This is a genomic window from Microbacterium sp. zg.B48, assembly GCF_024623505.1.
Classification (GTDB): Bacteria; Actinomycetota; Actinomycetes; order Actinomycetales; family Microbacteriaceae; genus Microbacterium.
In genome coordinates, this window is the sequence record NZ_JANJFE010000020.1 from 14,461 (window position 1) to 38,693 (window position 24,233).

27 protein-coding genes are annotated in these 24,233 nt (G+C 71.5%); 18 read left to right on the top strand and 9 right to left on the bottom strand.

The window, feature by feature from the left end; all coding sequences use genetic code 11:
* Window positions 1-94: 94 nt before the first annotated feature.
* Entirely contained in the window at window positions 95-967 is an 873-nt protein-coding gene (locus tag NQ152_RS16110) for an aldo/keto reductase (RefSeq protein WP_257524720.1), read from the top strand.
* Window positions 968-1,134: 167 nt separating this feature from the next.
* Complete coding sequence (locus tag NQ152_RS16115; RefSeq protein WP_257503895.1) at window positions 1,135-1,287, top strand: hypothetical protein; 153 nt, start codon at window positions 1,135-1,137, stop codon at window positions 1,285-1,287.
* Between the two features lie 23 nt (window positions 1,288-1,310).
* Here NQ152_RS16115 and NQ152_RS16120 read toward each other — a convergent pair whose 3' ends face one another.
* The 5 genes from NQ152_RS16120 to NQ152_RS16140 all read right to left on the bottom strand — a co-directional run bounded on the left by NQ152_RS16120 (window position 1,311) and on the right by NQ152_RS16140 (window position 4,564).
* A complete protein-coding gene (locus NQ152_RS16120; RefSeq protein WP_257503896.1) occupies window positions 1,311-2,237 on the bottom strand; it encodes a sucrase ferredoxin in 927 nt (308 codons plus the stop codon).
* 10 nt (window positions 2,238-2,247) lie between these two features.
* On the bottom strand, window positions 2,248-3,474 hold the full coding sequence (locus tag NQ152_RS16125; RefSeq protein ID WP_257524721.1) for a cupin domain-containing protein: 1,227 nt from the start codon (window positions 3,472-3,474) through the stop codon (window positions 2,248-2,250).
* The gene (locus tag NQ152_RS16130; protein ID WP_257524722.1) at window positions 3,471-3,725 is read right to left on the bottom strand and encodes a BatC protein; all 255 of its coding nucleotides are present in this window, start codon (window positions 3,723-3,725) and stop codon (window positions 3,471-3,473) included. Before NQ152_RS16130 ends, NQ152_RS16125 begins: the two co-directional genes overlap by 4 nt.
* A gap of 162 nt (window positions 3,726-3,887) precedes the next feature.
* Window positions 3,888-4,259, bottom strand: a complete 372-nt coding sequence (locus NQ152_RS16135) for a hypothetical protein (RefSeq protein ID WP_257524723.1) — start codon at window positions 4,257-4,259, stop codon at window positions 3,888-3,890.
* Between the two features lie 113 nt (window positions 4,260-4,372).
* Window positions 4,373-4,564, bottom strand: a complete 192-nt coding sequence (locus tag NQ152_RS16140; protein WP_257503900.1) for a hypothetical protein — start codon at window positions 4,562-4,564, stop codon at window positions 4,373-4,375.
* 192 nt (window positions 4,565-4,756) lie between these two features.
* On the opposite strand from NQ152_RS16140, the gene NQ152_RS16145 reads away from it, so the two are divergent.
* Window positions 4,757-6,310: a SulP family inorganic anion transporter gene (locus NQ152_RS16145; protein WP_257524724.1), complete on the top strand. Its 1,554-nt coding sequence runs from the start codon at window positions 4,757-4,759 to the stop codon at window positions 6,308-6,310.
* On the opposite strand, the gene NQ152_RS16150 is transcribed toward NQ152_RS16145, so the two are convergent.
* On the bottom strand, window positions 6,283-7,017 hold the full coding sequence (locus NQ152_RS16150; RefSeq protein WP_257503902.1) for an alpha/beta fold hydrolase: 735 nt from the start codon (window positions 7,015-7,017) through the stop codon (window positions 6,283-6,285). The genes NQ152_RS16145 and NQ152_RS16150 overlap by 28 nt on opposite strands.
* A 388-nt stretch (window positions 7,018-7,405) precedes the next feature.
* Between NQ152_RS16150 and NQ152_RS16155 the strand changes: the two genes are divergently transcribed.
* From NQ152_RS16155 to NQ152_RS16165, 3 genes are all read left to right on the top strand, one after another.
* Window positions 7,406-7,777 (top strand): PadR family transcriptional regulator, encoded by a 372-nt coding sequence (locus NQ152_RS16155; protein WP_257503903.1) that lies wholly within the window; start codon window positions 7,406-7,408, stop codon window positions 7,775-7,777.
* The gene (locus tag NQ152_RS16160; RefSeq protein WP_257524725.1) at window positions 7,774-9,132 is read left to right on the top strand and encodes a permease prefix domain 1-containing protein; all 1,359 of its coding nucleotides are present in this window, start codon (window positions 7,774-7,776) and stop codon (window positions 9,130-9,132) included. Before NQ152_RS16155 ends, NQ152_RS16160 begins: the two co-directional genes overlap by 4 nt.
* A gap of 98 nt (window positions 9,133-9,230) precedes the next feature.
* Complete coding sequence (locus tag NQ152_RS16165; protein ID WP_257524726.1) at window positions 9,231-10,142, top strand: DUF2510 domain-containing protein; 912 nt, start codon at window positions 9,231-9,233, stop codon at window positions 10,140-10,142.
* A gap of 9 nt (window positions 10,143-10,151) precedes the next feature.
* On the opposite strand, the gene NQ152_RS16170 is transcribed toward NQ152_RS16165, so the two are convergent.
* Window positions 10,152-11,432: a glutamyl-tRNA reductase gene (locus NQ152_RS16170; protein WP_257503906.1), complete on the bottom strand. Its 1,281-nt coding sequence runs from the start codon at window positions 11,430-11,432 to the stop codon at window positions 10,152-10,154.
* A gap of 100 nt (window positions 11,433-11,532) precedes the next feature.
* On the opposite strand from NQ152_RS16170, the gene hemE reads away from it, so the two are divergent.
* The 12 genes from hemE to NQ152_RS16230 are packed head-to-tail and all read left to right on the top strand — an operon-like array spanning window position 11,533 to window position 23,539.
* Entirely contained in the window at window positions 11,533-12,609 is a 1,077-nt protein-coding gene (hemE, locus tag NQ152_RS16175) for a uroporphyrinogen decarboxylase (RefSeq protein WP_257503907.1), read from the top strand.
* Between the two features lies 1 nt (window position 12,610).
* Complete coding sequence (locus tag NQ152_RS16180; RefSeq protein WP_257503908.1) at window positions 12,611-13,951, top strand: NAD(P)/FAD-dependent oxidoreductase; 1,341 nt, start codon at window positions 12,611-12,613, stop codon at window positions 13,949-13,951.
* Complete coding sequence (gene hemQ, locus NQ152_RS16185; protein ID WP_374113612.1) at window positions 13,948-14,628, top strand: hydrogen peroxide-dependent heme synthase; 681 nt, start codon at window positions 13,948-13,950, stop codon at window positions 14,626-14,628. The genes NQ152_RS16180 and hemQ overlap by 4 nt, the downstream gene beginning before the upstream one ends.
* Window positions 14,625-15,812, top strand: coding sequence for a ferrochelatase (locus tag NQ152_RS16190; RefSeq protein ID WP_257503910.1), 1,188 nt, complete (start codon window positions 14,625-14,627; stop codon window positions 15,810-15,812). The genes hemQ and NQ152_RS16190 overlap by 4 nt, the downstream gene beginning before the upstream one ends.
* A complete protein-coding gene (gene hemC, locus NQ152_RS16195; protein WP_257524727.1) occupies window positions 15,809-16,780 on the top strand; it encodes a hydroxymethylbilane synthase in 972 nt (323 codons plus the stop codon). The genes NQ152_RS16190 and hemC overlap by 4 nt, the downstream gene beginning before the upstream one ends.
* Window positions 16,781-16,794: 14 nt before the next feature.
* A complete protein-coding gene (gene hemB / locus NQ152_RS16200) occupies window positions 16,795-17,799 on the top strand; it encodes a porphobilinogen synthase (protein ID WP_257503912.1) in 1,005 nt (334 codons plus the stop codon).
* Window positions 17,796-19,133 carry a glutamate-1-semialdehyde 2,1-aminomutase gene (locus tag NQ152_RS16205; protein WP_257524728.1) on the top strand — a complete coding sequence of 446 codons (1,338 nt, stop codon included), beginning with the start codon at window positions 17,796-17,798 and terminating at the stop codon, window positions 19,131-19,133. The genes hemB and NQ152_RS16205 overlap by 4 nt, the downstream gene beginning before the upstream one ends.
* A gap of 5 nt (window positions 19,134-19,138) precedes the next feature.
* The gene (locus NQ152_RS16210) at window positions 19,139-19,945 is read left to right on the top strand and encodes a sulfite exporter TauE/SafE family protein (protein WP_257524729.1); all 807 of its coding nucleotides are present in this window, start codon (window positions 19,139-19,141) and stop codon (window positions 19,943-19,945) included.
* 38 nt (window positions 19,946-19,983) lie between these two features.
* Window positions 19,984-20,433, top strand: a complete 450-nt coding sequence (locus tag NQ152_RS16215) for a MaoC family dehydratase N-terminal domain-containing protein (RefSeq protein ID WP_257503915.1) — start codon at window positions 19,984-19,986, stop codon at window positions 20,431-20,433.
* Window positions 20,430-20,828 carry a MaoC/PaaZ C-terminal domain-containing protein gene (locus NQ152_RS16220; RefSeq protein WP_257503916.1) on the top strand — a complete coding sequence of 133 codons (399 nt, stop codon included), beginning with the start codon at window positions 20,430-20,432 and terminating at the stop codon, window positions 20,826-20,828. Before NQ152_RS16215 ends, NQ152_RS16220 begins: the two co-directional genes overlap by 4 nt.
* 3 nt (window positions 20,829-20,831) lie before the next feature.
* Window positions 20,832-21,968 carry a UDP-N-acetylmuramate dehydrogenase gene (locus NQ152_RS16225; RefSeq protein WP_257524730.1) on the top strand — a complete coding sequence of 379 codons (1,137 nt, stop codon included), beginning with the start codon at window positions 20,832-20,834 and terminating at the stop codon, window positions 21,966-21,968.
* A gap of 29 nt (window positions 21,969-21,997) precedes the next feature.
* Window positions 21,998-23,539, top strand: coding sequence for a hypothetical protein (locus NQ152_RS16230; protein ID WP_257524731.1), 1,542 nt, complete (start codon window positions 21,998-22,000; stop codon window positions 23,537-23,539).
* 140 nt (window positions 23,540-23,679) lie between these two features.
* On the opposite strand, the gene NQ152_RS16235 is transcribed toward NQ152_RS16230, so the two are convergent.
* A complete protein-coding gene (locus NQ152_RS16235; protein ID WP_257503920.1) occupies window positions 23,680-23,979 on the bottom strand; it encodes a putative quinol monooxygenase in 300 nt (99 codons plus the stop codon).
* Window positions 23,980-23,982: 3 nt separating this feature from the next.
* Window positions 23,983-24,198 (bottom strand): hypothetical protein, encoded by a 216-nt coding sequence (locus NQ152_RS16240; RefSeq protein ID WP_257503921.1) that lies wholly within the window; start codon window positions 24,196-24,198, stop codon window positions 23,983-23,985.
* Between the last annotated feature and the right edge of the window lie 35 nt (window positions 24,199-24,233).

Genomic DNA, 24,233 nt, shown 5'->3' on the forward strand with positions numbered 1-24,233 from the left:
GCGAGCCGATTCAGCGGCGCGGCCTGCCCGCTATAATGCGCGCACGGTCGGGGCAGTGGATCATGTGCGCCGCCATTGTGTCTAGCGTGGAGGCATGACAGATACGATTCCCGCAGCCGCGATCCCGACCGTCACCCTCAACAACGGGGTGCAGATGCCCATCCTGGGATTCGGCGTCTACCAGGTCGGGCCGGAAGAAGCCGAGAGCGCCGTCAGCGCCGCGCTCGCCGCGGGATACCGCCTCATCGACACCGCCGCCGCGTACCGCAACGAAGAAGCCGTCGGCGCCGCCATCGCCAAGAGCGGCATCCCTCGCGAGGAACTGTTCATCACCACCAAACTGTGGGTGCAGGATCGCGGTGAGCAGAACACGATCCGTGCCTTCGAGGACTCGCTGACCAGACTCGGTCTGCGCTACGTCGACCTCTACCTGATCCACCAGCCGTTCGGGGACTACTACACCCAATGGCGGGCGATGGAGCAGTTCAACAAAGACGGCCGCGCCCGGGCCATCGGCGTATCGAATTTCGCCGCCGACCGGCTCCTGGACCTGATCATCAACAACGAGATCACCCCGGCGGTGAACCAGATCGAAACCAATCCCTTCTACCAGCAGAGCCAGTACCAGCAGCTGATGCGGGACGAGGGGGTTCAGATCGAGTCCTGGGGTCCGTTCGCCGAGGGCAAGAACGGGCTGTTCACCAATCCGCTGCTCAGCGAGATCGGCGCCGGGCACGGGAAATCGGTGGCGCAGGTCGTGCTGCGCTGGCTCATTCAGCGGGACGTGGTGGTCATTCCCAAGACCGTCAGCCCGGAGCGGATGGCGCAGAACCTCGACGTGTTCGATTTCACGCTTTCGGAGCAGGACATGGCCGCGATCGGCACCCTCGATGAGGCGGCCTCGCAGTTCTTCGACCACCGCGACCCGGAGATGGTGCGCCGGCTCAGCGCCAGCCGTCTGGGCTGAGACCACTCCGACGACCGGCCCCGACCTCGGACCGGCGGCGCGGGCGCCGGATCGCACTGCCGCCGGCGCGGTACACCCTGGTGGCGGTGCGGTGCAAGTGGCAGTTGTCGCAGCTGTGCGAGGCCTACGCTCTGGGAAAGGCAACGAACGCAACGAGGGGAACGACGATGACGGACACACCGATCCCGCGGCTGTCGCCCGAGAGCGGCAACCCGGCCAGCGACTTGAAGACCGACGTGATCAAGGATGTCGAGCGCGAGCACGAGATCACCTCGGAGCAGTCCTCGGCGGACAGCGACGAGGACTCCGAGCCGAGGTAGCGGCACTCCGACGGCGCGCCGGATCAGTGCGGCGGGGAGATGGACTCCAGCGCGAACTGACGGACCGGTGCGGGACGGGTGGCCGAGCACGTGCTCAGCAGCGGTGCGGACATCGTCTCGCGCAGCAGCACCGTGACGATGCCGCCGTCCTGAGCGAGGTCGACGCGCCAACCGTCCACGGTCCTCTCCTCCCGCAGCGGCGCGAAGGAGTCGATGCGGTCATCTCCGCTGGATGCGCGCGCGAAGGACTGCGCCGCCTGTGCCACGTTGCTCAGTGAACTGCGCCCGCGGAAGTGTTCTTCGACGACCTCGCCCCGCAGGTAGCGCTCCACGATGGATGCGGCATCCGACGTCGCAACGCGCCCATAGTAGAGCCCGTGCGGCAGCAGGAGCATCGTGGCGGCGAAGCGGTCGCCGCCCAGGTGCGAGCTCTCCCAGGTCTCATCCGGAAACGCCTCGGCGAGGGCACGCGCCACCGGGCGACCGCGCACCGCGCAGCACTGGTCGTGCCGGGCGTGTGTGCACACCAGCAGAACCGGGCGGTCGGAGGCGGTGCCGGCGGTCCCGTCCAGGGGCACGTCGGCCAGCGCAGCCGGGTCATCGACGACCCCCCATCGCACGGTTTCGAGTCCGGGGCGCGCATCGGCCAGTGCCCAGCGCCAGGACTTCTGCCCGCGGCGTTCATCCGCACGCCGGCCGTAGCGGCGGATCGCCACCGGGCGGATGCCGGCGGCTTCGGCTCGCCGCACCAGCGTGCGGCCGAGCGCAGGATCGATCCGGGACTGGAAGAACGCGTGCGCGCCCCACGCCCCGTCGATCTCGATCAGAAGCCACCGAGCACCGAACCCTCCGGTGCCGGCGAGGGGATCGCCGCGTTCGAGGGAGCGATCGCTGCACGGCTCCCACGGCTCCACCGGCTCGAACCCGGAGGGCAGGGCTGTCGCGCTCACGATCCGCCGTTCATCTCGGGGTCAGCACGCCTTCCCGCAGCAGCCGCCGGGACACGACCAGAGAGGAATCCGGGTCCAGCCCCGGTAGGCGGCCGGCCGGATGCGGCTGTTCCCGCAGTGCGTGCACGGCGGTGGATGCTTCGCCGGGCAGCGCGATGGTCTTACCGGACAGCACGATGCGCACCATCCCGTCCGCCTCGCCGACGCCCGCGCGCAGGCCCTCGCGCCATCCCAGGATCACCCCGGGATGCAGGCCCGCGATCAGGTCGACCGTCGCGAGCGGCCGCACCGGTGCGGGGCGGACGGCATCCTGGAAGGTCCGCCGCATCGCGGCGCCGATCGCGTCGTCGCCGGACGAGCGTTCGAGGAGGCTGCGCGCGGCGGTGATCGTGGCCGCGAGGTCGTCGGCGTAGGTGGCGGCGTCCGTGAAGTCCACGCCCACGGGCAGCTGCCGCCGCAGCGACGGGTCCTCGCCGGCGGCGGCGAGCAGCTGCACGAGCAGATCCCGCCGGGTTGCGGCACGGACTCCGATCGTCAGGTGGATCGATGTTCCACCCTGAGCCACGGCGGAGTGGATCCATCCGCGGGGCAGGTACAGCACATCTCCGGGCTCGAAGACCGCCTCGATCCGGGGGCTCGTCCGGGCCTGTTCGGCGACGGCCGCGGAGTGATCGGTCCAGGGCTGGTCGGGCAGCGGATGCCGGTGGACGGGCTGATGGATGGTCCAGCGTTTCGCGCCGGCGATCTGGACGACGAACACGTCGTGGGTGTCGTAGTGCGGGTCGAACCCGCGGGACGAGGCGGGCGTGATGTACGCATTGACCTGGGCGGGGTGCCCGAGGTCCCGGACCAGCTGCCGGGTGAAGGTGGCGATGGGCTCCCAATTGCGGTGCAGGCCCTGCAGGACGATCGTCGCTCCGCCGGCGAACTGCTCCAGGACTTTCGCCGAGTCGATCTGGTCGGCCACTTCTGCGCCGAAACCCCCGGAAGAGGCGAACCGCGCCGCCGGCAGAACCGTCCCCTCCACGGCCATCCGCATGAACGGGGTCCGCGTCCCGCGGTCCGCGATCAGGTCGTCGACGGCGCTGGCAGTGAACAGATCCTCGAAACCGTCGCTCTTATGCGTGACGAGGGGCTCCTGGTCCCAGTGATCCCGAGCGAAGTCGGCGAAGGGGACGTCGATGAGACGCGCGAGCGCGGGCCGGTCCACCGGTCCGCGCTCGACGCCCGTGCTCAAGCCGATCCGTCGGCGCCGCCGTCGTGGCCGCCGGGGTTGGCGCCGCCGTCCGCGGTGCCTTCGCCTTCGTCTGCGGATCCGTCGGCGCCGCCGTCGTGGCCGCCGGGGTTGGCGCCGCCGTCCGCGGTGCCTTCGCCTTCGTCTGCGGATCCGTCCGCGCCGCCATCGTGGCCGCTGGGGTCGGCCCCGCCGTCGGCCGGGCCTTCGCCGGGCGTATTGGTCGTCGTGATGTCGTCGTCATTGATGCTCATGTGCAACCTCCAGCAGAGTGGGTGTGGCGCGGTCGGGCCGGTGCCGACATTACTCGGCTCGTCCGAAGCGGACGAGACCTTGACAGGATGCGTCCGCGGCGCCCGTCATCGCGGTGATCGCGTGCGTCCCTTCCCTCGTGGCAGCGGCCCGGGAGGGACTCGTCAGTCCCGGCCGATCTCGTCCAGAAGGCGTCGCGCGGCCCCGACGGCGTCCGCATAGGCGTCGCGGGTCGCGGTGTGGTCGGGGGCCGCGGGGCTGCGCAGCTGCCGATTCCCGGCATCGGGCGCACCGGCGTCGGTTCCGTGGGTGCTGCGCAGCGCCGCAGCCACCGTCTGGTCGACGGTGGCGTTGTGTTCGCCCAGCGCCTGCACCGCGGCGAACGTGGAGGTCAGTGCCCGCCGGGTGCGGGCGTCTGCGGACAGCGCGCGACCGGCCTTGCGGTAGCTGAGGAAGCTGATGATGAGGGCCCCCAGGCCTGCCAGGCCGCCCACGAGCGCGGCGATGCTGGAGATCCAGTCGGTCACAGTCGGCATGGCGCCAGGGTACTGATCGTGCAGACGCCCGGGTCGATTGTGCGTGCGCTTTCCCCATCCTGGGCGCCTGGCATGGTCGGCGGCAGCACGTCGGCTCCGCGTGCCGCACCCGTTCAGGCGCCGACCGCGGGTACGTACTTCGGCAGGTCCGGGGGAATGTCGGTGGGCTCCTGGCCGACCGGAGGGCTCGGGTGCTGGGTGTCCTCCCGTTGCCACGACATGCCCTCGGCGTCGATGATGTCCTCGGCGCTGTCGACGTCGACGACCTTCCACCACGTGGCTGAGACGAGCACAACTTGCGTCATGGACGTGACGATACAGCGCTTCGGCCGTGGCGTTCACGGATCGCCGGCTGCCGCATTTCCCGTAGGGTGGTGCGGCGCTGTTCGGCGCCTCGGCGGTGCCGGCGCGTCCACTCGCCCGCGGCGCGACGCCGCCTCGCCGCTCGCGGCCTCTTCCCTCGCTTTCCTCGGAGAGCCCGCTCCCCAAGGAGTCTCATGTCCGCCGTGGTCCCCCCGCCGGAGCGACCGAGCAGGTACCGTATCGAGCCGACTGTGCTGCAGGCGCTGCGCAGTCCGCGCATCTTGACGCGGGAAGTGCTCGCCGGGCTGGTGGTGGCGATCGCGCTGATCCCCGAGGCGATCGCCTTCTCGGTCATCGCCGGAGTCGACCCGCGCCTGGGCCTGTTCTCGTCCTTCGTGATGGCCGTCGCGATCTCGTTCCTCGGCGGCCGACCCGCCATGATCACCGCCGCGACAGCCGCCGTGGCGCTGGTGATCGCCCCGGTCGCCCGCGATCACGGCATCGACTACTTCATCGCCACCGTTCTGCTGGGCGGGCTGATCCAGATCGTGCTGGCGGCCGTGGGCGTGGCGAAGCTGATGCGGTTCATCCCGCGCAGTGTCATGGTCGGGTTCGTCAACGCGCTGGCCATCCTCGTGTTCGCCTCGCAGCTGCCGCAGCTGATCGGCGTGCCGGGGCTGGTCTACCCGCTGGTGGCCGTCGGCCTGCTGATCATCTATCTGATGCCGCGGATCACCAAGGTCATCCCGCCGCCGCTGGTGGCCATCGTCCTGCTCACCGCGGCCGCCGTCGTGTTCGCCCTGAACGTGCCCACGGTGGGCGATCAGGGTGATCTGCCGCAGAGCCTGCCCGAGCTGTTCCTGCCGGAGGTGCCCCTGACCTGGGAGACGCTGGGCATCATCGCGCCGTATGCGGCGGCCATGGCGATCGTCGGACTGCTGGAGTCGCTGCTGACGGCGAAGCTCGTCGACGACATCACCGACACGCACTCCCGCAAGACCCGCGAGGCGTTCGGCCAGGGCGCGGCGAACATCCTCTCCGGGCTGTTCGGCGGCATGGGGGGCTGCGCGATGATCGGCCAGACCATGATCAACGTCAAGTCCTCGGGGGCGCGCACCCGGATCTCGACGTTCCTCGCCGGAGTGTTCCTGCTGGTGCTGGTGGTCGTGCTCGGCGATGTCGTCGCGATCATCCCGATGGCGGCGCTCGTGGCCGTGATGATCGTCGTGGCGGTGGCGACCTTCGACTGGCACAGCATCCGTCCGTCCACCCTCGCGCGTATGCCCAAGAGCGAGACGTTCGTCATGGTCCTGACCGTGGTGGTCACCGTCTGGAGTCACAACCTGGCGGTGGGGGTGGGCGCCGGCGTCGTCGCGGCGATGATCCTGTTCACGCGCCGTGTCGCGCACTTCGTCACCGTCACCCGCCAGAGCGCGCCGACCGCGACGGGACCCGCCGTGCGCTACACCGTCGAAGGGGAGCTGTTCTTCGCCTCCAGCAACGACCTGACCACGCAGTTCGAGTACGCGCAGGATCCGAGCACGGTCGTCATCGACCTCTCCCGCGCGCGCGTGTGGGACGCCTCGACCGTCGTGGCACTGGACGCGGTTCTGACGAAGTACGAGCGCCACGGCGCCTCAGTGACGCTCGAGGGCATGGACGCGCTGTCAGCCGAATTCCACCGACGGCTCACCGCCCGGGCACCGGGCGGCGTCTCGGCTCAGCCGACCGCGTCCACGGCTGCCTGAATCGCGGCGAGCACCACATCCGGGTGCGACACCATCGAGACGTGCGAGGCGTCCACCTCGGTGATCGTGGCGCCGGCGCGCTCAGCCATGCGGCGCTGCACGTCGATCGGTATCACCCGATCCTGCGTGCCCAGGACCGCCCAGCTCGGGATGGACCTCCACGCCGGGACGCCGGTCGGCTCGACGTTGGCCAGGAGAGAGATCGGACGCTGCGTGGCCACGATGACCGAGCGGTCCGCCTCGGGAAGATCCTGCGCGAAGGAGGCATGGACGGTGTCCGGTTTGAGGAAGACGTCGGCGACCCCTTCCGGGGCACCCGGGTAGCCGGCGACGTCCAGGACGGTCGTCGGGTCCGCGACGGCGAGGGCGGAGGTCGACCCGTCGAGGATCGTGACGACGTTCTCACCCTCGTCCGGAATGAACGCGTCGACGTACACCAGCGCCCGCACATCGCCTCCCTGTGCGCCGGCGTTGGTGATCACCACGCCTCCGTAGGAGTGGCCGACCAGCACGACGGGCCCGGACGTGCGCTGCGCCAGGAACGACGCGATGTACGCGGCATCCGAGGTGACACCGCGCAGCTCGTTCGGAGGGGCGAGGACTTCGTACCCCTGAGCCTGCAGGGGGACGGTCACCGCGTTCCAACTGGACGCATCGGCCCATGCGCCGTGGACGAGGACGATCGTGGGGGCGGTGTTCTCTGGCATCGGGCATCCATTCAGGCGGGCGCCGAGGAACGGCGCTTTCGGTCGGGTCTGCGCCCGCGCGGTGCCAGACGCTCATCGCACACGATAGGACTCCGGCAGGCGACCCACCAGGGGGCCCGCGATCGGGGGCGGGCCGGCTCGTGAGCCGGGTTCGGCTCACCGGTTCTCGCGGAGAATCTGCGCGAGAACCGCGGCCGGGCCTTCTGCCTGCTGAGGCCGCGCGGCCACAGACGATCCACCGGGACGGAGTCCCACGAACGCCGCCCGGCATCCAGGGCGCCCCGGGCGAACCGGGCTGCGGGGATCCGCGGTTCAGGACGGGGTTGGCGAACCACATACCTTGTGGTTCTATGTACCTGACAGCTCTATGTATGGCGGAGGAGACCCGATGCGCATCGGCAAAGACCTGGTGGCCGCGGCAGCCACCCCCCTCGTCCTGGGCATCCTGGCGGAGGGTGAGTCCTACGGGTACGCGATCCTGCAGCGGGTCGAGCAGCTCTCGGACGGTGAGCTGTCCTGGAGCGACGGGATGCTCTACCCCCTGCTGCATCGGCTGGAGCGGCTGGGCTATGTCGAATCGGCCTGGCACGCCGCGCCTTCCGGACGGCGTCGCAAGCACTATCTGCTGAGCGCCGACGGTCGCGCCGTGCTGGCCGAGCAGCGCCGTCAGTGGTCCACCGTCAGCAAAGCACTCGAGAAGGTGTGGACGCCCTCATCCGACGGTCCGCGCCGGCTCGCCGTCAGCCCGGCGGGGGCATGAGCGTGGATAGCGAATCGCGTCTGGAGGCTCAGATCGCGTCATGGACGCAGTACGTGCGGCGTCGGCGTGCCGTCGCCGGCGCCGATGTGGACGAACTGGAGGGACACCTCCGCGACCAGGTCGATGACCTCGTCCGTGCCGGTCTGAGCGAGGAGGAGTCGTTCCTGGTCGCGATCCGGCGCATCGGGAGCCTGGACGACGTGTCGCGGGAGTACGCGCGGGAGCATTCCGATCGGCTGTGGAAGCAGCTGGTGATAGAGGACCCGGCCGGACCGGAACGGCGACGGCGTCCGATTCTCCTGGTCGTCGCGCTGGCCGTCGGTGCCGGACTCGCAGTGAAGCTGCCCTCGCTGTTCGGTGTGACGATCGGCGCAGACCCGGAGTTCTACCTCCGCAACGCGGGCATTCTGGTGCTGCCCTTCCTGGCCGCCTTCTTCCTGTGGACCCGGCGGGCCGCCACGGCGGTGACCATCGTCGTCGCGGCGGCGTTCGCCATGACGGCGGTCATCCTGAACGTCTATCCCTTCGTCCCGGACGGGATGACGGTGTTCCTCGCCTCCGGTCACGCGCTGATCGTCCTGTGGCTGGCGGTAGGGCTGGCGTACACGGGCGGGGTGTGGCGATCCGACACGCTGCGCATGGACTTCATCCGGTTCACCGGGGAGTGGGTCGTCTACTACACCCTCATCGCGCTCGGCGGCGCCGTGCTGATCGCGTTGACGCTCGGCGTCTTCGGTGCGATCGGCGTGGACGCCGGCGGAGTCATCCAGGATTGGATCCTTCCGTGCGGCGCAGCCGGGGCGGTGATCGTCGCGGCCGGTCTGGTCGAGGCCAAGCAGAGCGTCATCGAGAACATCGCCCCGGTGCTGACCAAGCTGTTCACCCCGCTGTTCACGCTCATGCTGCTGGCCCTCGTGGTGGCGGCGGTCATGCAGCGCGATCTGCTCGAGACCAGCCGTGACCTGCTCATCCTCTTCGACGTGGTTCTGATCGTCGTGCTGGGGCTGCTGCTGTACTCGCTGTCGGCGCGCGACCCCGAGGCCAGACCGGGATGGTTCGAACGGCTGCAGCTGGTGATGGTATCCAGCGCCATCGTCGTGGACCTGCTCGTCCTGACCGCCATGGTGGCCAGGATCGGTGCGTTCGGGTTCAGTGCCAACAAGGTCGCCTCGCTCGGGCTCAATGTCCTCCTGCTGGTCAACCTCGCGTGGTCGGCCTACCTCCTCACCGGCATCCTCCGCGGCACCGTCCGCCCCGCCCGGCTGGAGAGATGGCAGACCCGGTACCTGCCGGTGTACCTGGGCTGGGCCCTGATCGTCGTGATCGTCTTCCCGCCGGTCTTCGCGTTCGCCTGAGACCCGCCGGCTCCCGGGTGGGGGCGCGCGATTGGCCTCGGTTAGGCTCGACGCACGACCCGAAACCGCACAGGTGACGGCGTGAGAGGGACAAGCGCATGGCCACGACACCACCCGGCTGGTACGACGACGAACGCGGCGCGCTGCGCTGGTGGGACGGCGCCCAGTGGACCGAGCACGTACAGACCCCGGATGCCGACCCCACGGCCGCGCCGGACGCCGCCGCCGACGAGCCGGCGCCGGTCAGCTCGGAGAGCACCGAGGGCGCGCGGACTGCGGGGGAGCGGCCCCAGACAATGGACACCCTGCTCGCCCCCGCGGTGGATGCGGGCGCGCCGGCGGACTCCGTCACGCCGGCCGCGCCGACGCTGGACGATGCCCAGCGCACGTCGGCGCCGGCTTCGGCCAGCTGGTTCGATGTGCCCGAGAGCGGCGATCCCGCCGCGACGCCTCCCGGGTACCCGAGCGGTTTCCCGGGCGGTCGGGCGCCCTCAGGCGCGTTCATCGCAGCGACCGAGCCCAGGAAATCCAAGCTCTGGATCCTCTGGGTGGCGCTTGGTGTCGTGCTCCTGGGCGTCGTCGTCCTCGCCGCGGTGCTCATCCCGATGGTGATGGGCAACCTCGCGAGCGGCGGCGCCAGCCAGGACGAGGCGGCCGCGGTGGCGGCCGTCGAGCAGTACGACGAGGCGTGGCGCACCGATGACTGCGAGAAGTTCACAGGGGCGACGACCGAAAGCCTGCGGACGGCGCTGGAGCTTCCGGACTGCGCGGCCTTCTCCGAGGCCTCCCAGGGGTTCATCGCCTCCGTCCAGGACTACGAGCTGCAGGTCACGTCGGTCCAGTCCCAGGACGAGCAGATCCGCGTCGAGACCACGGAGACCTACTCGAGCCTCGTCGATGCCGAGGGCAACCCGACCGACCAGCCCGTCGAGTACGAGGATCGCTACGCGTACATCGTCGTCCCCGACGGCGACGGCTGGGCGATCAACGAGGCCGTGGCCAACGAGTGAGCGATGCGATCAGGCGCTGCCGGACTCGGCGGCGCCTGAGTCGCTGACGGGCGGCCGCAGCGGTGTCACCGTGCCGGCAGCGCGCGCCGGATCGATTCCGAAGACGGCCGCCAACCCCGCCTCGAACTGACCGAGCTGCCCGCGGGCGGCCAGCTCACGTGCGCGCTGGGTGGGGTCGTGCAGCAGCGCGCCGGCGAAGTGGCGCAGCGCCTGCGTGACGGCCGCGGCGTGCTCGGGCGCAACGGATCTCGACGCCAGCCTGGCCAGTTCGCTGTCGAGCGCGTCGAAGACGTGCGAGCGCAGCGCGACGATGGCCGGTGCCGCCGTCTGCTCGGCGGCGAACGCGTCGGCCGCTGAGGACACGAGCTGCCGCGCCGTCGCGTCGGGCGCGAGCTTGGGCAGTCGCGCATGCGTGGCGATCAGCTCCAGGTCCATCAGATCGATCCCCGGAAGCCGGCCCACCGCGGGATCGACGTTGCGGGGCAGCCCCAGGTCGATGATCGTGCGGCGTGAGTCGTCGGGGATCTCCTCGACGCTCAGCGAGTAGGTGTTGGTGCACGTGATGACCACATCCGCGTCGGCGACGGCATCCCGCAGCCCGCGTTCCGGGCGGACGCCGTAGCGATCCGCGAACATCTCGGCGCGGCCGGTCAGCGAGTACACGGACAGCCGGGAGACCCCGAGTGTCCGCAGCGCCGCGACAGTGGTCGCGGCGTAGTTGCCGGTTCCGACGATCAGCACCCGCGTCTGACGCCAGTCGGTCAAGCGCGTGCCCGCCAGCTGCAGGGCGAACTGGACGAGCGAACGCCCGGCCTTGCCGAGCGCGGTCGCCGAGCGCACATCGCGGGACACCTTCGCCGCACGCTGGAACGCGGTGTCCAGCTCCGGAGTCGTCGAGCTGGACTCCCGGGCAGCCTCGTAGGCGCGGCGCACCTGGCCCGCGATCTCCTCCTCGCCCACGGCGAGGGACTCCAGCCCCGACGTCACGGCGAACAGGTGGTGCAGCGCCGGCGCTCCGGCCAGCACCTGTGCGCCCTCGCGCAACACGTCATGGGGCAGGTCCGCGGTTGCGGCCAGCGTGCGCAGCGTGGCCTCGGCCACACTTGTGTCCGCTCCCGGCACGACATCAAGGTAAGCCTCGACGCGGTTGCAGGTGGAGACCAGGACGGCACCTCGCGCGCGTCCGTCGGCCAGCAGGGTGGTCGCCGCACCCGCGGTCGCGCCTTCGGAGAGGCGACCGAGCAGATCGAAGTCTGCTGTTCGATGGGACACGGAGACGCAGAGCAGCACTCTCCCATGGTACGGAATGCAGCAGTGAGGTCGCCGACAAGGCCGCCCGCGCGGCCTCCGGCGGACCGCGCGGTGCGCGAGCGGTGGGAGGATAGAGGATATGTCTTCCTCCGCGTCGCATCCCCTCCGTGACGGCCGAACCGGCACATCCGCGCTGATCACCGCCCTCCGCGGTCAGCGTCCCGATCGCACCCCGGTGTGGTTCATGCGCCAGGCCGGGCGCAGCCTCCCCGAGTACCGGGAGCTGCGAGTGGGCACCGCCATGCTCGATGCGTGCCTGAACCCCGAGCTGGCCAGCGAGATCACCCTGCAGCCGGTGCGCCGTCACGGGGTGGATGCGGCGGTCTTCTTCAGCGACATCGTGATTCCGCTTCGACTCGCCGGAGTGGATGTCGAGATCGTGCCGGGCCGCGGCCCCGTCCTGGAATCGCCGATCCGCTCGGCCTCGGACATCCTGCGCCTCCGGCCCATCGATCCGGATGCGCTCGCCCCCATTCGCGAGGGCGTCGCCCGCACGGTCGCCGAGCTGGGCAGCACCCCCCTGGTCGGCTTCGCCGGCGCACCCTTCACCCTGGCTTCGTACCTCGTGGAAGGCGGACCGTCCAAGGACCAGCTGCGCGCACGCAGCCTGATGGTCTCGGACCCCTCCGCATGGGCACAGCTTCTGAACTGGTGCGCGGACGTATCCGGGGCCTTCCTGCGCGCGCAGGTCGAGGCAGGCGCCAGCGCCGTGCAGCTGTTCGACTCCTGGGTCGGCTCGCTGTCGCGAAGCGACTACCAGCGTCGCGTCGCGCCGCACTCCCGGCGGACCCTCTCCGCCCTGCGTGGGCTGGACATGCCCATCATCCACTTCGGGGTGGGAAGCGGCGACGTTCTGGACCTGATGGCCGGAATCGGCGCGGATGCGGTGGGCGTGGACTGGCGGCTTCCGCTGGACGAGGCCTCGCGCCGGCTCGGCGGCGACGTGGTGCTGCAGGGGAACATCGATCCGGCGTTCCTGACGGCGCCGTGGGAGTCGTTGCGCGCGCACGTGCTGGACGTGCTGGAGCGCGGCCGGTCCGCTCCGGCGCACGTGGTCAACCTGGGCCACGGCGTTCCCCCCGAGACCGATCCCGACGTGCTCACGCGCATCGTCGGCCTGGTGCACGAAGCCTCGGTCGGCGCCGTCCCGGTCTGAGATGAGCCAATCTCCGTTGCAGCCGGTCTCCCCACGCGTGCGCTCGACGGCGCGGTCCTCGCCGGTCCGTGTCCTCGTGCTCGGTGCCGGCGTCGCGGGACTCGTCCTCGCGCGCGATCTTGCCCGCGCCGGCGTCCCGGTCACGGTGTTCGACCCGGCCGCCCGCGTCGGCGGGCAGCTCGCCGACATCGTCCTGGCCGGCGTCCGCCTGGACGCCGCCGCCGAATCGTTCGCCACGCGCGGCGGCGCGGTCGCCGAGCTGGCCTCCGAACTCGGGCTGGACGATGACCTGGTCCTGCCGCGCGAATCGCCCGCATGGCTGATCGGACGGCACGGCGCTGCACATCCGCTGCCGGCCGCGAGCGTGCTCGGGGTCCCCGCGGATCCGCGCGCGGCAGCCGTCCTCGATGCCCTCGGCCGGTGGGGTTCCTGGCGCGCGCGATGGGACTCGATCGTGCCGCTGCGCAGGCCCGAGGCCTACCGCTCGTTCGGCGATCTGGTGCGCCGCCGCATGGGTCCGCGGGTCGTCCGCGGGCTGGTCGGGCCAGTCGTGCGGGGCGTCTACTCCACCGTGCCCGATGCGCTGTCCCTGGCCCAGGCCTCGCCCGGTCTGCCCGAGGCGCTGCGCGCCAGCCGCTCGCTGGGCGCCGCAGTCACCCGGTTGCGGGCGGCCAGCCCCGCCGGTTCGCAGGTCGGCGGTCTGCGCGGCGGCGTGCACCGGCTCGCGGCCGCGCTCGAACAGGATGCCCGAGCCGCCGGGGCCCAGTTCGTCCTCAACGCCCGGATCCGCAGCGTCGATGCGAGCGGTGTGAGACTGGACGGCGGTGAGCACCTCCCGGGCCGGGTGGTCCTGGCAAGCGCCGCCGCCGCCGGACCCGCGGTGCGCACGCGCTCGATCACCCTTGCGACGGCCGTGGTGGATGCGGCGGACCTCGATGCCGGCCCGCGCGGTACCGGCGCGCTGGTCGAGGCCGGTGCGAGCGGGGTCACGGCGCGCGCCCTGACGCATTCGTCGGCGAAATGGCAGTGGCTCGCCGACCAACTGCCCGCGCACCGCCACGTGGTGCGCCTGTCCTACGACGAGATGCCCGACGATGCGGAGGCGACCGTCAGCGCCGACCTCCGTGCGATCACGGGTGCCCGGATCGAGCGGCTCCTCGAGCTGAACGTGCACACCTGGACGCGCACCCTGGAAGCCGCGCCGAGCCCGCACGGGGTCGAGACGGTGGGGGAGGCGGCATCCCTGACCGGGCTCGCCTCGATCGTGCCCGCGGCCCGAGCCGCTGCCGAACGGATCACAGCCGACGTGAGCGCCGCCCCTCAGGGCGGCGCGGAAGGATGACGATGACCAACGACACGCAGAACCGAGTGGGCTACACACTGTGGGCGGTCTACGCGCGCCCGGACGACGGCGCGTCCGCCGAACCCGGCACGGCGGCCCTCGCCACCGCGGTGGCGGCGATCACCGAGACGGGTGTGACGCTCCGCGGCGTCTACGACGTGTCCGGCCTGCGCGCGGATGCCGACGTGATGCTCTGGCTGACCGGCGACGACCCGCAGCGGCTGCAGGCCGCGCTGCGCACGCTGCGGCGGGCCGCGCCGCTGGCCGCGCTGACGCCACGCTGGAACGCCATGGGCGTGCACCGCGACGCCGAGTTCGCCCGCGACCACGCGCCGTCGTTCATGCGCGGTCTCGGGCCGAAGGACTGGGTCACCGTGTACCCGTTCGTGCGCAGCCTGGACTGGTACATCCTCCCGGAGGAGGAGCGCAGGGGCATGCTCGGCGAGCACGGGCGCATGGGCCGGGAGTTCCCCCAGGTGCAGGCCAACACGGTCGCGTCCTTCGCCCTCGGCGACTACGAGTGGATCCTCGCGCTCGAAGCCGACGACCCGATCGACCTCGTCGACCTGATGCGCCACCTGCGGGCGACCGAAGCGCGCCGGCACGTGCGCGAGGAGGTCCCGTTCTTCACGGGCCGCCGGATCGAGCTGGACGAGCTGCCCGAGGTCCTCTCATGAGCGGCATCACCGTCCTGGGCGCAAGTCCCGCCGCCGCGGCCGGACCGGAGCACGTCGAAACCGCGGTCGCCTACGACGGCATCCTGCTCGCCGGCTTCGGTGGTCCGGAGGGGCAGGAGGACGTGATCCCCTTCCTGCGCAACGTGACACGCGGCCGCGGCATCCCGGACGAGCGGCTCGAAGAGGTCGCCCACCATTACCGTCACTTCGGCGGAGTGAGCCCCATCAACGCGCAGAACCGCGCCCTGAAGGCCGCTCTGGAAACCGAGCTGGCCGCGCGCGGCATCGACCTGCCGGTGTATTGGGGAAACCGCAACTGGGCGCCCTTCCTGGAGCAGGCCGTTCAGGAGGCCGCGGCCGACGGGCGCACGACCCTGCTTGCGATCGCCACCAGCGCGTACAGCTCGTACTCCAGCTGCCGGCAATATCGCGAGGACCTGGCGCGGGCGCTGGATGCCGCGGAGCGGGGCGGGCTCGCCGCCGGGACCATCACCATCGACAAGGTGCGCCAGTTCTTCGACCACCCCGGGTTCGTGCACGCCTTCACCGAGGGCGTCACCACGGCGGTGCGGGACCTGATCGGCGACGGGATCCCCGCCGCCGGCATCCGCGTCCTGTTCTCCACGCACAGCATCCCCACCTCGGACGCGCAGCGCTCCGGGCCGCGTGATCGGGACTTCGGCGCGGGCGGCGCGTACGCCGCACAGCACGAGGCGGTCGCGGCGACCGTGATGTCGCAGGTCGCCGAAGCGATCCCCGCGGCGGGTGAGACCGGCTGGGAGCTGGTGTACCAGTCCCGCTCCGGACCGCCCACGCAGCCGTGGCTCGAGCCGGACGTGAACGATGTCATCGGCGAACTGCCGGGACGCGGGATCGCGGCGGTCGTGATCGTCCCGCTCGGCTTCGTCAGCGACCACATGGAAGTGCTGTGGGATCTGGACACCGAGGCGATGGAAGCGGCTGAGGCCGCCGGCATCCGCGCCGTGCGCACACCGACTCCCGGTGTCGATCCGGCCTTCGTCAGCGGTCTGGTCGACCTTGTCCTGGAGCGTCGCGACGGCACCCCCGCCGCCGACCGCCCCCACCTGACACCTCTCGGTCCGTGGTTCGACGTGTGTCGCCCCGCGTGCTGCGAGAACGTCCGCGCCGGGTTCAAACCCGCCCTCTCTGGAGTCGCCCCATGACCGCCCTGTTCAAGCCCGGCGCGCCGCTGCGCATCGGCACCCGCGCCAGCGCGCTCGCCGTCGGTCAGACATCTGCCACCGCCGCCCACCTCGGCCCGCACGAACTGGTCACCATCACCTCGGAGGGCGACCGGTCCAGCGCCCCGCTCGCGTCCCTCGGCGGAGCCGGTGTGTTCGTGTCCGCCCTTCGCGACGCGCTCCTGGCCGGCGAGGTCGATCTGGTCGTGCACTCGTACAAGGACCTTCCGACTGCGCCGGCGGACGGTATCCGCCTCGCCGCCGTGCCGCAGCGCGCGGACCCCCGCGACGCCCTCGCGACGCGCGACGGCGTGACGCTCGCGCGTCTGCCGCTCGGATCGCGGGTGGGAACGGGGTCACCGCGACGGCGCGCGCAGCTGCTGTCGGCCCGCCCCGACCTGGACGTCGTAGGCATCCGCGGCAACGTCGACTCCCGGCTCGGGCGGCTGTACCATGCCGACGACGACCGTCGCGTCGACGGGCTGGTGCTGGCTGCGGCGGGGCTCGAGCGGCTCGGGAGACTGGGCGAGGCATCCGAACTGCTCGATCTGGACCTGTGGCCCACCGCCCCCGCCCAGGGCGCGCTGGCCCTGGAGGTGCGCGCGGACGCCGCGGATGCGCTCATCGAACGGGTCGCGTCGGTGGACCACGCCCCCACGCGCCTCGCCGCCACCGCCGAACGCGGCGTACTGGCACACCTCGAAGCGGGGTGCTCGGCGCCGATCGCCGCGTCCGCTCGGCTCGCCGACGGCATGCTCACCCTCACCGCAACGGTCTACGCGGTCGACGGCGGCGACCGGCTCACCGGCTCCGGCACCGAAGCGATCGATCCGGACGCGGCCGGTCCGGCGGAGCTGGATCGCGCCGCGCACGCGCTGGCCGACCGGGTCGCCGCCGAACTGCTCGAGCGCGGGGCCGCCACGCTCGCACCACTCGGCGGGGCACGATGACGAAGGAAGCACGCATGAGTTCTGCGAACGGGCCGGTGCCCACGATCCGCCCGCGCCGGGTGCGCGGCAGCGCCGCCTGGCGACGACTGGTCGCCCAGACGCGCCTGAACCCGGCCGACCTGATCCTGCCGATGTTCGTCCGCGAGGGCGTCACCGCGCCGGTTCCGATCTCCTCGATGCCCGGGGTGGTCCAGCACACGCTGGACTCGCTGAAGCCCGCGCTGCAGGATGCCGCCGACGCCGGGATCGGCGGCGTGATGCTGTTCGGCGTGCCCGAGCACAAGGACGCCATCGGCTCGGGCGCCGACGACCCGGACGGCATCCTGAACGTCGCCACCAGGGTCGCGGTCGCCGAGGTCGGGGACGCCCTCGTGGTCCAGACCGACCTGTGCCTGGACGAGTTCACCGACCACGGCCACTGCGGTGTCCTGGACGCACAGGGCCGGGTGGACAACGACGCGAGCCTGGAGCGCTACCGCGCGATGGCTCTCGCCCAGGCCTCGTCCGGCTCGGCGCTGCTCGGACTGTCCGGCATGATGGACGGCCAGGTGCGGGCAGTGCGCGACGTGCTGGACGCGCACGGACACCAGGATGCCGCGATCCTCGGCTACGCCGCCAAATACGCCTCCGCCCTCTACGGCCCGTTCCGCGAAGCGGTCCAGTCCTCACTCGAGGGGGACCGCCGGACCTACCAGCTCGACCCGGCCAACGCCCGCGAAGGCGAGCGCGAGGCCGCGATCGACGTGGCGGAGGGCGCCGACATCGTCATGGTCAAACCCGCCTCCCTCTACCTGGACGTGCTGTCGCGGGTGGCGGCGGCATCCCCCGTCCCGGTCTGGGCGTACCAGGTCAGTGGCGAGTACGCCATGATCGAGGCCGCCGCCGCCCACGGGTGGATCGACCGCGAACGCGCCGTCCTCGAGTCGCTGGTCTCCATCCGCCGCGCGGGTGGAGACGCGATCCTCACCTACTGGGCCGTCGAGGCGGCCCGCCTGATCCGGGAACGGACGCACGCATGACCAACGAGACCGAGTTCTCCCGCGCCCGCGCCGTCATCCCCGGCGGGGTCAACTCGCCCGTGCGCGCCTACCGTTCCGTCGGCGGGACCCCCCGGTTCCTCGTCTCGGCGCGCGGCCCGTACGTCACCGACGTCGAAGGACGCGAATACGTCGACCTCGTCGGCTCGTGGGGACCCGCGCTGCTCGGACACGCCCATCCCGACGTGGTCGCAGCTGTGCAGGATGCCGCCTCCCGCGGTCTCTCCTTCGGGGCGACCACGCCCGGCGAGGCCGAGCTGGCCGAACTGCTGCGCGAACGCACCACCGTCCGTGGGACGCGTCTGTTCGACAGCATCCGCCTGGTCTCCACCGGGACCGAAGCGACGATGACCGCCGTGCGCCTGGCACGCGGCGCGACCGGCCGTGACATCGTGCTGAAGTTCGCCGGTCACTACCACGGACACTCGGACGGGCTGCTGGCCGAGTCCGGCTCGGGCGTGGCGACGCTCGGCCTGCCCGGTTCGGCGGGGGTCCCCGCCGACGTCGCGGCGCTGACCGTCGTGCTGCCCTACAACGACCTGGCCGCGGTCGAGGCGGCCTTCGCCGCGCATCCCGGCCGGATCGCCGCGATCATCACCGAGGCCTCCGGCGCCAACGCCGGGGTGCTCGTGCCCGATGACGGGTACAACCGCGCGCTGGCCGAGCTCGCGCACCGCGAGGGCGCACTGCTGATCCTCGACGAGGTGCTCACCGGCTTCCGCGTCGGGCCGGCCGGGTGGTGGGGGCTGGAGGCCGAGCGCGCTGAGGGCGAGATGTGGAAGCCGGACCTGGTGACCTTCGGCAAGATCGTCGGCGGTGGGCTCCCGCTCGCCGCCGTCGCCGGCCGCCGCGACGTCATGGAGCTTCTCGCACCGCTGGGCCCGGTCTACCAGGCCGGCACACTCAGCGGCAATCCGCTCGCGGTCGCCGCGGGACTGGCCACCCTTCGGGGTGCCGACGCCGCGGTCTACGCGCGCATCGACCGCTCGGCGGCGCTGCTGTCGGCGGCCGTCGAAGACGCCTTCGCGTCGGAGGGTCTGCCGGTCACCGTCTCGCGCGCCGGCAACCTCTTCTCACTCGCGTTCCGGGAGCATCCGGTGCGCACCTACGACGAGGCGAAGGACCAGGACGCATGGCGCTACCCGGCCTTCTTCACCGCCATGCTCGAGGCAGGGGTGAGCCTTCCGCCGAGCGTGTTCGAGGCGTGGTTCCTCTCCGCCGCGCACACCGATCTCGAATTGGAGCTCATCACCGCCGCCCTTCCGGCCGCGGTCCGTGCCGCTGTCCGGGCGCCGCGCCCGGACGCGGCAGGATAGAACGCATGCCCGAAACCGACGCGCCCGGCACCGATCGGCCCCGGGGGGCGAAGTACATCCTGAGCTGCCTCGGGATCGGTCTGCTGGCAGGGCTGCTTTCCGGGCTGTTCGGCGTCGGCGGCGGGACGGTCATCGTCCCGCTGCTGGTGCTCATGCTCGCCTACAACCAGCGGCTCGCGGCCGGCACCTCGCTGGCGGCGATCGTTCCCACGGCATCCGTCGGGGTCATCTCCTACGCCCTGAACGACTCGGTGGCGTGGATCCCCGGGCTGCTCCTGGCGGCCGGCGCCGTCGTCGGCGCGCAGATCGGCACCTGGTTACTGCCCCGCGTGCCCCTGGCGGTGCTGCGGTGGAGCTTCATCGGCTTCCTCGCCGCGGTCGTCGTCAGCCTCTTCCTCGTCATCCCCTCCCGCGACGCGGGTCTGCCGCTGACGGCACTGTCGATCACCGGGCTGGTGGTGCTGGGCGTGGCGACCGGAATCGTCGCCGGGCTCATCGGCGTGGGCGGCGGCATCATCGTCGTGCCCGCGCTGCTGCTGCTGTTCGGCACCAGCGATCTCATCGCGAAGGGCACGTCGCTGCTGATGATGATCCCCACGGCCATCTCGGGCACCATCGGAAACCTCCGGCGCAGCAACGTCGACCTCCCCGCTGCCGCGCTCATCGGCGTCGCGGCATGCACCACGACTGCGCTGGGGGCGTGGTGCGCCACGCTCGTGGACCCGTTCTGGGGCAACGTGCTGTTCGCGGCGTTCATCACCTTCATCGCGATCCAACTGGCCGTGCGCACGCTGCGCATGCGCCGCCGCTGAGCCGCACCGCCTCGGACACCGCTCGGTAGGATGGCACGGTGCCAGTGAACCCCGAGCTCGTCGGGCGCGTCTTCCCCCCTACAGCGCCCTACCTTGTCGGCCGCGAGAAGGTGCGCGAGTTCGCTCGCGCCGTCTTCGCCGACGACCCGCAGCATCTCGACCCGGCCGCCGCGCAAGAGCGCGGCTATCCCGACGTCGTCGCGCCGCCCACCTTCGCGATGGTCGTCCAAGACCAGACCCTGCAGCAGCTGCTCGCCGAGCCGGACTCCGGCATCGAGCTGTCCCGCGTGCTGCATGCGGAGCAGCGCTTCCGGTACACGCGTCCGATCGTCGCCGGAGACGAGTTGACCGGAATCCTCTCCGTCACCGGTGTGCGTGCCATCGGCGGCAACGCGATGGTCACCAGCGAGGCGGAGATCACGGATGCCGCGGGCGCGCATGTGGTGACCGCGACGTCCGTGCTGCTGGTCGGCGAGGGCGAGCAGTGATCGCCGTCGGCGACCTGGTCGCAGAGCGCTCCGTCCACCTCACACGCGAATCGCTCGTGCGCTATGCCGGCGCATCCGGCGACTTCAATCCCATCCATTACCGCGATGACGTCGCGAACGCCGTCGGCCTGCCGGGCGTGCTCGCCCACGGCATGCTCACCATGGGTCTCGCGGTCGAGACGATCGTGCCCTGGCTCGGGGACGCCGGCCGGATCCTCGAATACGGCGTGCGCTTCACGCGCCCCGTCGTGGTCGACCCGGACGCGGGCGCATGGCTGCAGATCGTCGCGAAGGTCGGCGCGGTCGACGCGGACGGCGCCCGCATCGACCTCACCGTCACCCACCAGGAGCGGACGGTGCTCGGCAAGGCGCAGGTCCGGGTCCGTCACGTCTAGCCGATGCCAGAGATCCCCCCGATCCCGCTCGCGGAGCTGACGACGCTGCGCACCGGCGGCGTCCCCGAGCGCATGTTCGCCGCGCACACGAGCGACGAACTCGTTGCCGCCCTTCGCGACGCATGGGCATCGGGGGAGCCGCTGCTGGTCCTCGGGGGCGGGTCGAATCTCTTCGTCGGGGACGAGCCGCTCGAGGGCACCGTCATCCGCGTGCTCACCACCGGCATCGAGATGCTGCCCTCGCCGCGCGCAGGGTTCGCGCGTCTTCGCGTGCAGGCCGGGCACGACTGGGACGCGCTGGTCGCCTTCGCCGTCGGGCGGGGCCTGGGCGGTATCGAGGCGATGTCCGGAATCCCCGGCACCGTCGGGGCCGCCCCTGTCCAGAACATCGGCGCGTACGGTCAGGAGATCGTTCAGACGCTCGTCGAGGTCGAGCTGATCGACGAGCTGACCGGCGAGATCGCCACCGTGCCCGCCGCCGACCTGGGGCTGGGTTTCCGGACCTCCGTGCTCAAGCATCACTACGGCTTCGTGCCGGAGCGCCCGGCGGTCATCCTGACCGTGACGCTCGAACTGGAAGAGGTCGGGTCGGACGCGCGCCCGGTCGGTGGAGAGCAGCTTCGCACCGCCCTGGGACTGGAGCCGACGGCATCCGTGTCCATCGCATGGGTGCGCGAACAGGTCCTGGCCACCCGTCGGCGCAAGGGCATGGTGCTGGAGGATGCGGACCCCGATACGCACAGCGCCGGATCCTTCTTCCAGAACGCGATCGTGTCCGCGTCGTTCGCGCGCACGCTGCCGCCGGAGTGCCCGCGGTGGCCGGTCACCCCGGACCTCGACTCCGCCCTGGTCATCCCGCTCGCCGCCTACGCGGGCTACGTCCCGCCGACTGCGAGTCAGGAGTCCGATGTCAAGGTCAGCGCCGCGTGGCTGATCGAACATTCCGGGCTCCGCAAGGGCTTCCGGCTGCCCAGGTCCCGGGCCGCGCTGTCGACCAAGCACGCGCTCGCGCTGACCAATCGCGGCGGAGCATCCGCTGAGGAGATCGCACAGCTGGCGCGCTTCATCCAGGGCCGCGTGCAGGCGGAGTTCGGGCTGGTCCTGCAACCCGAGCCGGTGCTCGTGGGCGTCGAGCTGTAGGGCTATCCTTCCCCCCGAGGGGGTGCGGCGTGAGGAATCGGACGCCCGCTGGGATCCTGCTGGTCGGTGTGCTGGCGCTCGCGGCCTGCACCGCGGGAACGCCCGAGCCTGCGCCGACCGCGTCCACAGCCGACGGCGGTGTGGGACTGCCGGCGCCGGCGCCCCCGGTGCCGCTCGAGGAGATCGCCGCGTTCAGCGGCGTCGCGGCACTGCGTGCCGGGTCGGATTGCACGGGCACCCTGATCCAGACCGGTGTCGCTGACGGTCCGGCCTATCTGCTGACCACGGCCCGGTGCGCCGGAGGCGCGGGTCGATCCGCTCAGGAGACCACTCTGGCGGCCGCGTGGACGGGCACGGCCGAGTTCTTCCGCGCGGCGGGCGCCCTGGATGCGACCGTGACGGTCGAGGTCGCCGAGCTCGCCTACGCGACGATGCGGCACACGGACGCGGCGGTGGTGCGGCTGGACGCCGGCCTCGGCGAGCTCGAGCGTCTCGGGGCGCGCGCGGTGCCGATCGCGGACCGGGCATCGGGTGCCGGAGATGCCGTCCTGCAGGTGAGCGTGCCCACCGGTTCGCTCGAACCGGACGCGGTGGTGATGCGTCGCAGCGTCTGCGATCTCGGCGCGCCGCAGACGCTCATCGAGTCCGCGTGGCTCTGGTTCGACGTCTTCCCGAACGACTGCCCCGGCATCGGCGAGGGCTCCTTCGGATCACCCCTGTTCACCGCCGACGAGGAGGGACGGCCGAAGGAGATCGCCGCCGTCGTGAGCACGTCGGTGGCAGCCCCCGGCGGCGCCGACGGCGGCGCGTGCTCCGAGGGCCGCCCGTGTCGGCTGACGGACGCCGGTGCGCAGGCCGGCGAAGAGGCCGGTTATGCGCAGAACGTGGCCGGCGTCGGACGCTGCTTCGACGCGGCCACCGGGGAGTTCTCGCTCGGCGCCGACTGCCCGCTGCCGGTCTCGGACGTCTGGTCCGAACGGGGAGGCGGGTCGTTCCGTGGCGCCGGCCAGCCGGATGCGGCGGGGCAGCTGCCCGAGGCGAGCTTCGTCGGGACCGCGGTCGGGATCGTGCGGACGACGCTGGTGCCGCTCGGCGACGGGACGGCCTGCACCGAGGAGGAGACGTACCGCGATGCGCGGACGGTGCGGCTGCCCCGTGCCGGCCAGCCGTGGGAGGTGGTCGGCGTCGTCGTCCCGGCGCCGCTGCCCGAACAGGAGGGACGCTTCCTGATGTGCGCGGTGCGCGGTGAGCGATACGCCGGCGCGGCATCCGTCCTGTTCCAGGTGGACCGGACCCCGCCGGTCTACGCCGCCGACGCGCGGGTCGAGCCGCTGAGCGACGGCGGCGTGGTGATCCGCCCTTCCCTGCACCCGCCCGAGCTGACATCGCTGCGGTGGCGGTGGGGCGCGGCGGGGTCCGTGGACTGTGACGACAGCGCGGCCATCACCGACTCCGCCGTCGCGCCGCTGCGTCTGCAGGCCGGTGACCTGCCGGCGGTGTACTGCGTGTACGGCCTGGATGCCGCGGGCAATCGCACCCCGGTCACCCGGATCGACATCCCCGCGCCCTGAGACCGGCGCCGCTTCAGCGCCTGTTCAGCGCTGATGGGCCACGATGGAGCGATGCGACTCCGACCGCGGCGACGGCGAGGATGTCGCGGTCGAACTGGACGGGGATTTCGCCGTCGTACAGACCGAATGAGCCCGGGCGGTCAGGCCTCGATCGTGAAGCGCTCCAGCGACGGCCGCTCGGCGATGACCTCGGCCAGGCCGGCGACTCCGCCCTCGGGCGTCGCCCGGAACGAGCGATAGGCCTGCTCCGACGCATCGTCGGACCAGATCTCGTAGAGCGTCCACAGGCCGGGGCGCTCCGGATCGCGGAGGATGTCCAGCTGCTCGAGCCCCGCGAAGGTGCGGGTCGTGTCGAGCATGTCCTTCACGATCGCCGGAACGCGCTCCAGCGCATCCTCGCGGAAGGTGAACCGCACCAGGGCGGCGATCCGCTCACTCACGGATCAGTGTTCTTCGGGGTACTCGAGCGTGATCTGCTCGGCCGGCACGTCCAGCGCCTGGGCGAGCAGTCCGGTCATGACGACCTTGGGCACCAGGCAGTCCTCGCAGATGCCTTCGCCCGCGGAGATGACAGCCTTGGTCTTGCCGTCGGCGGTCTCGACCGAGAGCGAGTAGCCGTCCACGGAGAGCATTGTCTGCAGTTCATCGAGTGTTGCCATCGGTCTCACGCTTCCTGGGTCGGTTCGAGGCGGCG